Below are 13,020 nucleotides of genomic sequence, written 5' to 3'. Positions count from 1 at the left end.
GCCTAGCGCAGACTCACCACATTGTCGGCTGCCGGACGCTGGCGGCTGCCGTCGTAGAGGCTCGCCATCGGCTCGTCGGTGACGACGATTCGCTCGGCCGCGCCGAAACCGTTGAAATCGGTCTTCATCGCCGCGCCATAAGCGCCGAGCATACCGATCTCGATATAGTCGCCAGCCTGAATGTCCTCGGGCAGGACAAACGGGCCTTGCATGTAATCGGCATCGTCGCAGGTCGGCCCGTAGAAGGCGAAGTCCATGTCGGGCTTAATGAGGTCGTCTTCCAGCGCGCGGACGGGGAATTTCCAGTCCACGTGGGCGGCATCGAACAGCGCGCCATAGGCGCCGTCGTTGATGTAGAGTTCCTCGCCGCGGCGCTTCTCGACCTTGACGATCAGCGACGAATATTCGGCGCACAGCGCCCGGCCCGGTTCGCACCACAGCTCGGCATTGTAGGCGACCGGCAAATTGTAGAAGTTCTGGTGAATGATCTGGAAATAGTCCTCCAGCGGCGGAGGCTCCATGCCCGGATAGACCGACGGGAAGCCGCCGCCGACATCGACCATGTCGATGACCACCGATGCCTCGCCGATGGCGACGCGCACGCGCTCGAGCGCCTGGACATAGGCGAAGGGCGTCATTGCCTGGCTGCCCACGTGGAAACATACGCCGAGCCAGTCGGCATGCTGGCGGGTCAGCTGCAGCAGTTCGGGCGCTTCGGTGAGGTCGCAGCCGAACTTCGAGGCGAGGCTGAGTTCGGAATATTCGCTGGAAACGCGCAGGCGGATGCACAGGCGCAGGTCCTGCGCCGGTTCGCCGTCTTCGCCGCGACAAGCCTCGACGATCTTCTCCAGTTCCTCGACGCTGTCGAGGCTGAAGGTCTTCACGCCGTGCTGGTGGTAGGCCTCGCGGATCGCGCTGGGCGCCTTCACCGGGTGCATGAAGCACAGGACGGCATCGGGCAGCGTTGCGCGCACCAGGCGCACTTCGGCGATCGAGGCCACGTCGTAATGCGTGACGCCGTTGTCCCACAGGATCTGCAGCAGGTCGGGCGAGGGATTCGCCTTCACCGCATAGAGCGACTTGCCCGGGAATTTCTCGACGAAGAAACGCGCCGCGCGCGCAGCGGCGTGCGGGCGGTTGAGAATGATCGGTTCGTCCGGCGAAAGGGCGCGGACTACAGCCTTGGCGTCAGGGAAATGCTGCAACTCAAGGGACCCCCTAAACAGACCTTGCGGTCCATGAAACGACAAGCTGCCTTGCGGTTAGGAAGTCCCCTTGGGGCAGCGGGAGCGGCGCATATAAACGGATTCTCATGTGCCGCAAGTGAATATGCAGCTAAAATGCGCAAGGCCCGCATAGGTTGCGTCGGGCCGCTGCTGCGACAGATCGCGCTTCAGCTCAACCGGTCGCGGAACGTCTCGTATCCGAACTCCCTGACCAGCTCGAGCTGGTCGGTCTCGCTGTCCCATAGATAAATGCTGGGCAGCTGAACGCCGTTGAACGTGTTCGTCTTGACCATCGAATAATGCGCCTGGTCGAGGAAGGCGAAGCGCTTGCCCACCTCCGCCCCGCCGGGGATGCGATAATCGCCGATCACGTCACCTGCGAGGCAGGAAGGGCCGCCAATGCGTATCTCGGGCACATCGCGCTCGCTGCTCTCACCCAGCATTGCCGGGCGATAGGGCGCTTCGATCACATCGGGCATGTGACAGGTGGCCGAGATATCCGCCACCGCAACCGGCAGCCCGTTGAACCCGGTATCGAGAATCGTGCCGACCAATATGCCCGCATCCAAGGCCACCGCCTCGCCCGGTTCGAGATAGATTTCCGCGCCGGTATCGTCCTTGGCATCCTTGAGGAATTCGACCAATTCCTCGCGCTGGTAATCGGCGCGGGTGATGTGGTGGCCACCGCCCATGTTGATCCATTTGAGGTGCCCGAACCACGGCTCGATCGTGTCGAACACCTTGTCCCAGGTGGCATGCAGCGGTTCGAAATCCTGTTCGCACAGATTGTGGAAGTGGATGCCGTCGACCTGCGCCATGATCTCGGGCGTGAGCTGGTCGATCGGGAAGCCGAGGCGGCTGCCGGGGCTGGAGGGATCGTAGCGCGGCACCTCACCGGTTGGGTGCATCGGATTGATCCGCAGGCCGACATCGAAATCCTGCCCTGCCGCGCGTGCGGCGTCGAGGATCAGCGTGGCGCGTTCGAGCTGCCCGGGCGAATTGAAGATGACATGGTCCGACAGCCGACAGACTTCCTCCAGCTCTTCGGGCTTGTAGGCCGCCGAATAGGTCGCGATCTCGCCATCGTAGAATTCGCTCGCCAACCGCGCTTCCCACAGGCCGGAGGTGCACACGCCATCGAGATATTCGCCGATGATCGGCGCGGTCGACCACATGCTGAACGCCTTGAGCGCGGCCAGCACCTTGATGTCCGCCGCGTTGCGGATGTCGGCCAGAATCTGGCAATTGGCGCGCAGCTTCGCTGCATCGACCACGAAGGCAGGGCTATCGACACGGTCGAGGTCGAAGTGCGCAAAGGCGCCCGGATCGCCGGCTTTGGTTTCCACTCTAGCGCTCCCCCAAAAGCTGCAATGCTTTGCCAATGGCAGGGTCCGTACCATCGCCAGCCGTGCTTGCAGGCATGATCGCATGCTGCGCGACATAATCCTCTCGCGGCGTGCCATCGACATGGAACAGCGCCTCGCCTCCGAGATCGAGTCGGGCGTTGCTGACTTCGAGATCGTAATTCCACAGACCGCCGAGCAGATCGCCCATGTCCGACCCTATGGTCACGGCATCACTCGCCGCATCCATGCCGACCACGATGCCCTCCCCCATGCTGCCGGTCCATTTGCCATGCAGCACGAATACCGGCCCTAAAAACTGCGGCGCTCGCGGCATGACATATTCGACGAATTGCCGCGGAACGGTGAATTCGCGTTCAAAGGCGGGAATGCGATGCATCTGGTAAGGCTTCGGCTCGGCGACGAAGTGCCCCATGATGGAGCGCGCCACCTCGGTATTTCCGCCGCTCGGCGTTTCGCGCATGTCGAGGATGACTGCGCTTGCCCCTCTTTCGAGCGCGCGCGCCAAGGCCTCGTCGAAGGCACCGATCGTATCGTTGTTGCCGAGCGAATTGTTGGGCCGAAGAACCGCGACCTCGCCGCGATCGCCAAGGAATTCGAGGTCGACCAGCGGACGATCGCCGACCGATCGTGCGAACTCGCGCGGATTTTCGAGCACGACGTCGCGCGTCTCGCCAGTTGCCGCTCTGCGCAGCGTGAGCGTCCGATTGCTGGCACGCCTCCCATTGGCGGCCAGGGTCGCGCCGTAGCTCAATTGCAACGGGGTCGGGCGATCGAGCACTTCTCCGTAAGGCATCAGTGCGGCTTTCTCGGCTGCGATCCCATCAATGGCGAGAATTTCGTCGCCAGGGCGCAATCCGGCAGCGAAGGCGGAGGAGCCTCGACGAACGTCCATGATACGGGCGCGCCCCTTCGCCATACTCACGGCCAGATCGGTAGAGGTCATGGCGATATTGAAATCGCCGTCCTCGAAAGGACCGACGATCAGATGCGGATCGGAAAAGGTAAGCGCCGTCTGGTGGAGAATCCGCCTTTGCTCTTTGCGATCGCGGGCTTTGGACGCGAGCGCACGCGAGCGTGCCAATTGCGCCTCCACGTCCATATCCCCGCGTTCGATATAGGCGTATTTGGCGCGCAGCACTTCCTCGAACTCGATCCAGCCGGCCGCTGCATCGAAGGCGGTCTCGGCGACCTCTTCCGTACCCTCCTGAGCATAGGACGGGACGTGGGAAAACGCGGCACATCCCAACAGGAGAGCCGCGTGTTTGCGTCCGAAACGCATCAAAAATCCACCGGCCCGTCGAGCTCCTTCACTTGCCAGGGCAGGCCATGATCGTTGAGCATGTCCATGAAGGGATCGGGGTCCATTTCTTCCATGTTGAACACGCCCTCCCCGGCCCATTTGCCGGTGACCATCATGGCCGAACCGATCATGGCCGGAACGCCGGTCGTATAGGAAACCGCCTGGTTGCCGGTTTCCTCGTAAGCGGCTTCGTGGCTGCAGATATTGTTGATGTAGAACGTCTTCTCGCCCGAACCGTCGAGCGCTTCGCCGGTCGCGATTACGCCGATATTGGTGTTGCCCTTGGTCGTTTCGCCCAGCGTCTCGGGCTTGGGCAGCACGGCGGCAAGGAATTGCAGCGGGATGATGTCCTTGCCCTGATACTTGATCGGCTCGATGCCGGTCATTCCGACATTCTGCAGCACGGTCAGATGCTTGATGTATTCGTCGCCGAAGGTCATCCAGAAGCGCGCGCGCTCCAGCTCGGGATTGAACTTGGCGAGGCTTTCCAGCTCCTCGTGGTACATCATGTACATGTTTTTGGGGCCGACGGCCTCGAAGTCGAATTCGACCTTCTTGTCCATCGCCGGCGTTTCGACCCATTCGCCACCTTCCCAATGACGCGCGGGCGCGGTCACCTCGCGGATGTTGATCTCGGGGTTGAAATTGGTGGCAAAGGCCTGGCCGTGATCGCCGCCATTGCAGTCGAGAATGTCGAGCTGGCGGATGGTCTTCAGCTTGTGCTTCTTGAGCCACATGGTGAACACGCTGGTCACGCCCGGATCGAAGCCCGAACCCAGCAGCGCCATCAGCCCGGCCTGCTTGAAGCGGTCGTGATAGGCCCACTGCCACTTATATTCGAACTTGGCCTCGTCCTTGGGCTCGTAATTCGCGGTATCAAGGTAATCGACGCCCGCTTCGAGGCAGGCGTCCATAATCGGCAAATCCTGGTACGGCAGCGCCAGGTTGACCACGAGGCTCGGCCCGACCTTGCGTATCAGATTGACCATCGCCGGGACTTCTTCCGCGTCGATTTCGTAAGTCGCCACGTCCTGCCCGGTGCGTTCTTTTACCGAAGCGGCGATCGCGTCGCATTTGGACTTCGTACGGCTGGCAAGGTGGATATCCGAGAAGATCTCGGCGTTCATCGCCATTTTGTGGACGCAGACGCTGCTGACGCCGCCGGCACCGATCACCAGGACTGTCGACATGGGTAAAACCTCTTTCGTGAAAATTCGAATCTTGCGCGCCCCCTAGCGAAATGCGTTAGGTGCGCCAATGATCCGAGACGATATCCGTATGCCGACCCGCCAGGGCGTGCTCGCCGCCGCCGATTCGATCGGTCGCATCCTGCCGCCGACGCCGCTGCTGCCGGTGGAGATCGATGGCGTGCGCTGCCATGTGAAGGCGGAGAGCCTGCAACCGGTGGGCGCGTTCAAGATCCGCGGCGGCTGGTGGCGTCTGTCCAACCTGACCGACGCGGAAAAGGCGCGCGGCGTGGTAGCGGTGTCCTCGGGCAATCATGCGCAGGGGGTAGCCTGGGCGGCCCGGCGGCTCGGTATTGCGGCGGCTATCGTCATGCCGCGCAACGCCCCCCGGGTGAAGCTGGAGGCGACACGGGCGCTGGGCGCTGAAATCGTGCTCTATGATCGCCCCGGCGAGGATCGCGACGAAGTGGCTGCAAGACTGGTGAAGGAACGCGGCGCCGTGTTGGTGCATGCCTTCGGCGATCCCTGGGTGATCGAGGGTCAGGGAAGCGCAGGCGTCGAGATCGAAGCGCAGCTTGGCCGCAGCCCTTCGCGACTGGTAGTGTGCTGCGGTGGCGGCGGATTGGCGGCCGGTCTCGCCCTCGCCTGTCCGGACAGCGCGATTCACGTGGTCGAACCCGAAGGGTGGGACATGGTCGGCCAGGCCATCGCAAGCGGCGAGATCGTGCGTGTGGGCGACGATCCGCCGCCAACGATCTGCGACGCGCTGCAGCCCGATGCGACCAAAGAGATCAATCTCGCTGTGCTTTCAGGCCGCGCCGAACCGGGCGTGACGGTGACCGACGAAGAAGTGCGGGAGGCGCAGCGTTTCGCCTTCGCAAGGCTCAACCTGGTTGCCGAACCGGGTGGTGCCGCCGCCATGGCCGCAGCGCTTGCCGGAAAAGTGCCGGTGGACGAGGATACCGTGATCCTGCTCACCGGCGGCAATACCGACGCCGCAAGCTTTGCCGCGACACTGGTCGACACATAGTTGCGTTTGACAATCGATCCTGCGGCCCGCAATCCTTCGGGCTGAGATCGAGAGGGGAGAATTCGACAATGCAAGCCCAGATGCTCGCACCTGCCGCAGTGCTCGTGGCATGGTCGCTCGTCATGCTGTTCTGGATGGCCTTCACGCGCTTTCCTGCTCTCGCAAAGGCAGGCATTACTGTCGGCAATGCGCCAGCCGGCGTGCGCGGGCAGGATAGCGAAGGCGCGCTGCCGCCGCAGGTGAACTGGAAATCGCACAATTACACACACCTGATGGAACAGCCCACAGTGTTCTACGCGGCCGTGGTCATCATCGCGATCATGGGTCCGAGCGTCGCGGACGCACTGGCAGCGTGGATTTATGTGGGCCTCAGGGTCGTCCATTCGATCTGGCAGGCGACGGTGAACAAGGTCCCCGTCCGCTTCATGCTCTTCCTGGCAGGATCGCTGGTGCTGACCTTCCTCGCCTACCGTGCCCTATCGTTGACCCTCTTCCACGATCCCGGCCTCGCGCCGGCCTGACGGAGTTCCTGACCGATGATCGAATCGCAAATCCTGCAGCCTGTTGTCGCGCTCATGGTATGGACCATGATTATGTGGCTGTGGATGTATGCCACCCGCATCCCGGCAATGTCCGAAGCGGGTATCGAGCCCAACGATGCGCGCCGGACCAGGGCGCTCGACGAGGAGCTGCCAGCCGAAGTCCAGTGGAAAGCGCATAATTACAACCATCTGCATGAGGCACCGACCGTCTTTTATGCCGTAGCCTTGCTGCTGGCATTGGTGGGTTCGGGCGACGGGATGAACGCGCTGATCGCGTGGATTTACGTCGGTCTCAGGGTAATCCACTCGCTGGTGCAGGCGACCGCGAATGTCGTGATGGTGCGCTTCGTGCTCTACGCGCTGTCGAGCGTGGCGCTGATGGTGTTGATCTTCCACGCCGTCATCGTGGTGTTCGACATCCACATGTAAGCACCGCCACATGTAAGCACCGACAGTCATTGCGAGGAGCCGTAGGCTCCGCGGCAATCCATCTTCCAGCGCGGCAAACCGCCGCGACGTCCGGAGATGGATTGCTCCGCCTTCGGCTCGCAATGACTGTGGCGGGCCTTATTCGGCCGCTTCACGCTCCGCCACGTCGAGCGTGGCGAGGAAGCGCTCGGCGTCGAGCGCGGCCATGCAGCCCATGCCTGCCGCAGTCACCGCCTGGCGATAGGTATGGTCGGTCACGTCGCCGGCTGCGAAGACGCCGGGAATCTCGGTCTTGGGCGAGCCGGGCTCGGTCAGCAGATAGCCGCCCTCGTCCATCGGCAGCTTGCCCTTGAACAGTTCGGTCGCAGGCGCATGGCCGATGGCGACGAAGGCGCCGTCAACTTCCAGCGTGCTGTCTTCGCCGGTCACGGTATCGCGCAGGTTGAGATGGCCCAGCGCGCCACCCGGCCCGGCTTCGAAGCTTTCGACCGTCTTGTTCCAGACACAAGTGATCTTGGGATGATTGAGCAGGCGCTCCTGCAGAATTTTCTCCGCACGCAGCTCATCGCGGCGGTGGATCAGCGTCACGTCGTCCGAATGGTTGGTAAGATAAAGCGCTTCCTCGACCGCAGTGTTGCCGCCACCGATCACGGCGACCTTCTTGCCGCGATAGAAGAACCCATCGCAGGTGGCGCAGGCCGATACGCCCTTGCCGCCCAGTTCCTGCTCACCCGGAACGCCGAGCCACTTCGCCTGCGCGCCGGTACAGATCACCAGCACGTCGGCAATATATTCGTCGCCGCTATCGCCCACCGCCCTGAAGGGGGAGCCCTTGGACAGATCGACGTCGACGATCGTGTCCCACATCATCCGCGTGCCGACGTGTTCGGCCTGCTTCTGCATCTGCTCCATCAACCATGGCCCCTGGATGACGTCGGCAAAGCCGGGATAGTTCTCGACATCGGTGGTGATCGTCAGCTGGCCACCCGGCTGGAGGCCCTGCACCACGATCGGCTCCATCATCGCGCGCGCGCCGTAAATGGCGGCGGAGTATCCCGCCGGGCCGGAGCCGATGATGAGCATTTTGGTGCGATGGGTAGCCATGTCGTCAAATCCGTCAGTCTGAAAAGGTATCGCGGCTATATGGGAACCGCCGAACCGAGAGTCACGCCACGAAGCGTGCAATCAGCGCATCGCGCAGTGCGTCATCCACACCTATCGCCCGTTCGAGATAGCCATCGAAGCTGCCATGCCGCTGGCTCGCGATCTCGAGATAGCGATCGATATACTCTTCGCGCACGCCGAGCAGGTCCTTCGCCGCCCCTTCGTCGAGCTTGCGCCCCAGCCGCGCCTCGATCCCCGGAAGCGACTGGCGCGCGAGAACATCGAAGGTCGGGCTGTCATTGGTGCGCAGAAATTCGCGGCGCTGGTCGTCTTCGGACACGCCGAGAATATGCAGCAGCATGGTCGCCGCCACGCCGGTGCGGTCCTTGCCGGCATAGCAGTGGACCAGGCTCGCGCCCTCCCGCTCCACCAGGATGTTGAGATAGCGGCCGAACATGTCGATCATCGCCGGATTGTCGGGCATCCTAGTATAGACCGCCAGCATCCGTTCGCGGGCGAAGTCGGAAGCGGTCGTGTCCGGAGCGATATCCATATGCGGCGGGCTGCTGGTCGTCTCTCCCTCATAGAAGACCACCTCGCCATCGAAGCCCTCGACCCGGCGGCAGGGATGGGCCGAACGCTCGCTTTGCCCGCGCAAATCGATAACCGTGTGGATGCCGAGCGGGGCGATGGCCGAAAGGTCCGTATCGGTGGCCTCGACATGGTGGCCCGAGCGGTAGAGCAGGCCGGTGCGCACCGTCCCGCCGCCGCGCGTCTTCCAGCCGCCGTAATCGCGAAAATTGTGGATGCCCTGGGTGTCGAGAAATGCTTCGCGAATCATGCGCGGGACGGTGGCAGCCGCGCAGGGTATGCGCAATCGCGCAGCGGACCGGGGCTTACGAAAGGTCGCGCAGGAAGTTCGCGGTCCAGTGCTGCACATTGTCGTCGCGCACCGTCGCGATCATCTTCTCATAGCGGCTCTTGCGCTCTTCGAGCGGCATGTCGAGCGCGGTGCGTATCGCATGGTCGATATCGTCGGGACTATGCGGATTGACCAGCACGGCGTCGGGCAATTGCGCGGCGGCTCCGGCGAAACGCGACAGGATCAGCACTCCGGGGTCCTCCGGGTCCTGCGCCGCGACATATTCCTTGGCGACGAGGTTCATCCCGTCGCGCAAGGGGGTCACGAGACCGATCTTCGCGGCGCGGAAGAAGCCGAACAGCTCGGCATGGCTGTAGCCGCGATTGACGTAGCGGATCGGTACCATGTCGACCTCGCTGCGCGCGCCATTGATCTGGCCGCACTTCTGTTCCAGCTCGGCGCGGATGGCCTGGTAACTGTCGACATCCTCGCGGCTGGGCGGCGCGATCTGGATGAAGACGAGATCGCGCACGCGCTCGGGATTCCTTTGGAAGAAACGGCCGATCCCGTCGATCCGTTCGGGCAGCCCCTTGGAATAGTCGAGCCGATCCACCCCGATCATCGCGGTGCGGCGACGCGTCGAACTGAGCAAGCGTTGCTGTGCCTGCCGCGCGTCACCCGTTTCGCCGAGGCGGGAAAAATGATCCCAATCGATGCCGATGGGATAGGCGCGCGCCAGCGTGGTGCGCCCTTCGAACGTAACCGCGCCGCTCGCCTTGTCGACCTGGGCGCCAAGCTCGTTCTCGCAATAGTGCAGGAAACTGTCGAGCCATTCTTCCGTCTGGAAGCCGACCACGTCGTAATACAGCAGCGTGCGCACCAGCCGCTCGTGATAGGGCAGCGACACGAACAGCCGCGTGGGCGGCCACGGAATGTGAAGGAAGAAGCCGATCCGGTTCTTCAACCCGCGCGAGCGCAGCCGCTCCCCCAGCGGGATCAGGTGATAATCGTGGACCCATACGACATCCTCGGGCTCGATCAGCGGCGCGGACAGTTCGGCAAAGCGTTCGTTGACCCGTTCATATCCCTTGCCTGTCTCGCGCTCATATTCCGCAAGATCGAGGCGATAATGGAACAGCGGCCAGAGTGTCGAATTGGCATAGCCGTTGTAATATTCATCGATGTCGCGCTGCGATAGATCGATCGTGGCGGTGGTCACGCCATCGCTGGTCTGCGTGTCGATATGGCCGGTCCGCCCGGAACCGCTTTCCTGTCCGGACCAGCCGAACCACAGGCCCTTGCGCGATTTCAGTGCCGCATGAAGCGCACCTGCCAAACCACCTTGCGCCCCCGCTGCGCCGCGCGCCTTGGGCACCGCGACACGGTTCGAGATGACGACAAGGCGGGGATCGGTGCTCAGCGCACTTCGCTCCAGGGTTTGCTCAACAGTCCAGCACAATTGATTATACCAACCAGCGAGTAGGTCTGCGGGAAGTTCCCCCACAGCTCGCCGGTTTCATAATCGAGATCTTCGCTAAGCAGTCCCGAACGGGTCGTGTGACTCAGCATCGAGCAGAAGATCTCACGCGCCTCCTCCTCCCGACCGACCAGGCCCAGAGCCTCGATCAGCCAGAAGGTGCAGACGTTGAAGGCGGTTTCGGGCGCACCGAAATCGTCTTCAGCGGCGTATCGTAACATGTGATCGCCCCGGCGCAGCTCGCGTTCGACCGCAGCGAAGGTTTTCAGAAAACGCTCATCGTCCGGCTTGAGATAGCGCAACTCGACCAATTGCAGCAGGCTGGCGTCGAGATAGCCGTTTTCGAAACTGGCTCCATAATGCTGGCCCTGCTTCTTCCAGGCATTCGTTTCGATCGTCTCCCGGATCGCTTCGGCCCGCTTCTTCCAGAAAACCACCCGATCGCCCTTGCCCAGCGTGGCAGCGACATTGGCGAGCCGGTCGCACGCTGCCCAACACATAACGGCCGAATAGGTGTGCACTTCTTGCCGAGTGCGGAATTCCCACAGGCCCGCATCGGGCTTGTCATGTTTGGCCCAGGCCGCTTCGCCCACCTCCTCCAGATGGGCGAAATCGCATTCGTCGGCCATGCGCAGCAAACGTGTGTCGAAGAAAGCCTGCGCGGTCGGCATGACGATCTGGCCGTAGCAGTCGTACTGCACCTGCTTGTAGGCGGCATTGCCCACGCGGACCGGCCCCATGCCGCGATATCCGGCAAGATGCTCAGCCTCGAATTCGTGGAGGTCGTCGGCACCCATGACCGAATAGAGCGGCTGGATCTGCCCACCGCGCGCCTGATCGACGATATTGCGCAAATAGGCGAGGTATTTCTCGAGCACGTCGAGCGCGCCGAGCCGGTTGAGTGCCTGCACCGTGTAATAGCTGTCGCGTATCCAGCAATAGCGATAGTCCCAGTTGCGCTGGCTGTTCGCCGCTTCGGGAATCGATGTGGTCAGCGCGGCGACGATCGCGCCGGTTTCCTCGTGCTGACACAGCTTGAGCGCAATCGCCGCGCGGATCACCTCTTCCTGCCATTCGAGCGGGATGTGCAGGCCGCGTACCCAGTGCCGCCAGTAACGCGCGGTCATCGCTTCCATCCCGCGCACCTCGTCGCGGATATTGCCGACGAAGGGTTCGTCCGGACCAAGGAAAAAATGCTGGTCGCTCTCCACGCGGTAGCTGCGCCCTTCGAGGACGTAGCCGACAGGCGCATCGGTCGACAGGCGCAGTGCCTGCGGGCCGATCAGGTAGCGGACGTGATTGGTGCCGTTTGTGGTTGCGGCCAGCCCCGCCCCGTAATTCTTCATCGGCGCAAGCACCACGCGCATGCGCGGCGCGCCCGCCACGGGCCGCACGATACGGGTATAGGCTACGGGCCGGTACATCCGGCCCGAACGCTCGAACCGCGGCGCGAAATCGTGGATTTCCACCGCACTGCCATCCTCACTCTCGAGGCGGGTGACAAGAATGGCGGTGTTGCGTTCGTAACGCTGTGTGGCCCTGGTCTGGCCTTCGAGTTCGAAGCGCCAGATGCCCCGGTCGCGCGTATCGCCATTGAGCAGCGCGCAAAACACCGGATCGCCATCGACCCGCGGGACGCAGCCCCAGACGAAGGCGCCCTCGCAATCCACCAGCGCGCTGACCTGGCAATTGCCGATGGGGGATAGCTCGAGATCGGCCTGCATCATATCTCCAACCAATGGTGCACTGCAGCAACATTGTCGAGCCTGTATCGTGCCCGCTCGCTGGGCCGTTCGCCGACGGCGATGCCGAAACCGCCGTAATCGGTCACGCCCGCAAAACCATCCTCATCTGTCACATCGTCGCCGATGAACAGCGGCATGGCGCCGATAAAGGGCGGTTCTTCCATGAATGCCTCCACGGCGCCCCGTTTGCTGGCGCCGGGTCGGACCAGTTCGACCACCGCTTTCCCGCGTTTGACCGCCAGCCCGTGCTTGTCGGCAAGGTCCGCGCCAAAAGCCTGCGCCTGTTTTTCGTATTCAGGCCGCTGGCGATAATGCAGGGCGCCGCCATGGGCTTTCGGTTCGAAGAGCAAGCCATGATCCTGAGCAAAACCGCGCAGCTTCACGATCACCCCGTCAGGCAGCGGCTCGGGTATCGATCCGGCGGGACGCCCGTCGGCGTGGATTCGATCCAGGCCGTGCGATCCGGCCCGCGCGAGGTCGAGCTGGCCCAGATGCCGTTCCACATCATCAAGCGCGCGCCCGCTGACAAGTGCCAACCGGCCCTCCAGCCGGTCCCGCAACACCCTCAGGCGTTCGCCCATATCCGGGGGAACGAGGATGGCATCGGGATCGGATGCGATCTCGACCAGGGTCCCGTCGAAATCGAGAAACACCGCCAGAGAGCCCTGCGAAAGCAGGGTGCCAAGTGGCGGGGGTGCGGGAAGCGCGATCGCACGGTCCATGGATGGCAGGCCTAGCGGCTCGCGCTGCG

Annotated in this window: 12 protein-coding genes; 3 read left to right on the top strand and 9 right to left on the bottom strand. The window is 62.9% G+C overall.

The genetic code is table 11. The features are described 5' to 3' along the window. Positions 1-2: 2 nt before the first annotated feature. The 4 genes from MUY37_RS05900 to MUY37_RS05885 all read right to left on the bottom strand — a co-directional run bounded on the left by MUY37_RS05900 (position 3) and on the right by MUY37_RS05885 (position 5,083). Positions 3-1,205: a type III PLP-dependent enzyme gene (locus MUY37_RS05900; RefSeq protein ID WP_499194449.1), complete on the bottom strand. Its 1,203-nt coding sequence runs from the start codon at positions 1,203-1,205 to the stop codon at positions 3-5. A gap of 188 nt (positions 1,206-1,393) precedes the next feature. Further along, positions 1,394-2,572 (bottom strand): carboxynorspermidine decarboxylase, encoded by a 1,179-nt coding sequence (locus MUY37_RS05895; RefSeq protein ID WP_499194448.1) that lies wholly within the window; start codon positions 2,570-2,572, stop codon positions 1,394-1,396. 1 nt (position 2,573) lies between these two features. Continuing rightward, entirely contained in the window at positions 2,574-3,872 is a 1,299-nt protein-coding gene (locus MUY37_RS05890) for a S41 family peptidase (protein WP_499194447.1), read from the bottom strand. After that, complete coding sequence (locus tag MUY37_RS05885; RefSeq protein ID WP_499194446.1) at positions 3,872-5,083, bottom strand: saccharopine dehydrogenase family protein; 1,212 nt, start codon at positions 5,081-5,083, stop codon at positions 3,872-3,874. Before MUY37_RS05885 ends, MUY37_RS05890 begins: the two co-directional genes overlap by 1 nt. A 67-nt stretch (positions 5,084-5,150) precedes the next feature. Here MUY37_RS05885 and MUY37_RS05880 point away from each other — a divergent pair, with 67 nt between their 5' ends. The 3 genes from MUY37_RS05880 to MUY37_RS05870 all read left to right on the top strand — a co-directional run bounded on the left by MUY37_RS05880 (position 5,151) and on the right by MUY37_RS05870 (position 7,081). Continuing rightward, positions 5,151-6,110, top strand: a complete 960-nt coding sequence (locus tag MUY37_RS05880) for a threonine ammonia-lyase (RefSeq protein WP_499194445.1) — start codon at positions 5,151-5,153, stop codon at positions 6,108-6,110. A gap of 68 nt (positions 6,111-6,178) precedes the next feature. Then, the gene (locus MUY37_RS05875) at positions 6,179-6,631 is read left to right on the top strand and encodes an MAPEG family protein (RefSeq protein WP_499194444.1); all 453 of its coding nucleotides are present in this window, start codon (positions 6,179-6,181) and stop codon (positions 6,629-6,631) included. Positions 6,632-6,646: 15 nt separating this feature from the next. Then, on the top strand, positions 6,647-7,081 hold the full coding sequence (locus MUY37_RS05870) for an MAPEG family protein (RefSeq protein ID WP_499194443.1): 435 nt from the start codon (positions 6,647-6,649) through the stop codon (positions 7,079-7,081). A 138-nt stretch (positions 7,082-7,219) separates the two neighbouring features. Here the strand turns inward: MUY37_RS05870 and trxB are convergent, their stop codons facing one another. The 5 genes from trxB to otsB all read right to left on the bottom strand — a co-directional run bounded on the left by trxB (position 7,220) and on the right by otsB (position 12,991). Next, a complete protein-coding gene (gene trxB / locus MUY37_RS05865) occupies positions 7,220-8,185 on the bottom strand; it encodes a thioredoxin-disulfide reductase (protein WP_499194442.1) in 966 nt (321 codons plus the stop codon). A 61-nt stretch (positions 8,186-8,246) separates the two neighbouring features. After that, positions 8,247-9,026: a tyrosine-protein phosphatase gene (locus MUY37_RS05860; protein ID WP_499194441.1), complete on the bottom strand. Its 780-nt coding sequence runs from the start codon at positions 9,024-9,026 to the stop codon at positions 8,247-8,249. A 55-nt stretch (positions 9,027-9,081) separates the two neighbouring features. Then, complete coding sequence (locus MUY37_RS05855) at positions 9,082-10,506, bottom strand: alpha,alpha-trehalose-phosphate synthase (UDP-forming) (RefSeq protein WP_499194440.1); 1,425 nt, start codon at positions 10,504-10,506, stop codon at positions 9,082-9,084. Next, positions 10,464-12,251: a glycoside hydrolase family 15 protein gene (locus MUY37_RS05850; RefSeq protein WP_499194439.1), complete on the bottom strand. Its 1,788-nt coding sequence runs from the start codon at positions 12,249-12,251 to the stop codon at positions 10,464-10,466. The genes MUY37_RS05855 and MUY37_RS05850 overlap by 43 nt, the downstream gene beginning before the upstream one ends. Next, a complete protein-coding gene (gene otsB, locus MUY37_RS05845) occupies positions 12,248-12,991 on the bottom strand; it encodes a trehalose-phosphatase (RefSeq protein WP_499194438.1) in 744 nt (247 codons plus the stop codon). Before otsB ends, MUY37_RS05850 begins: the two co-directional genes overlap by 4 nt. Between the last annotated feature and the right edge of the window lie 29 nt (positions 12,992-13,020).

Source organism: Qipengyuania sp. ABI-127-1, assembly GCA_022953095.1.
Lineage (GTDB): Bacteria > Pseudomonadota > Alphaproteobacteria > Sphingomonadales > Sphingomonadaceae > Qipengyuania.
Note: the sequence above shows the minus strand (reverse complement) of the source record. Positions and strands in the feature narration are given on the sequence as shown.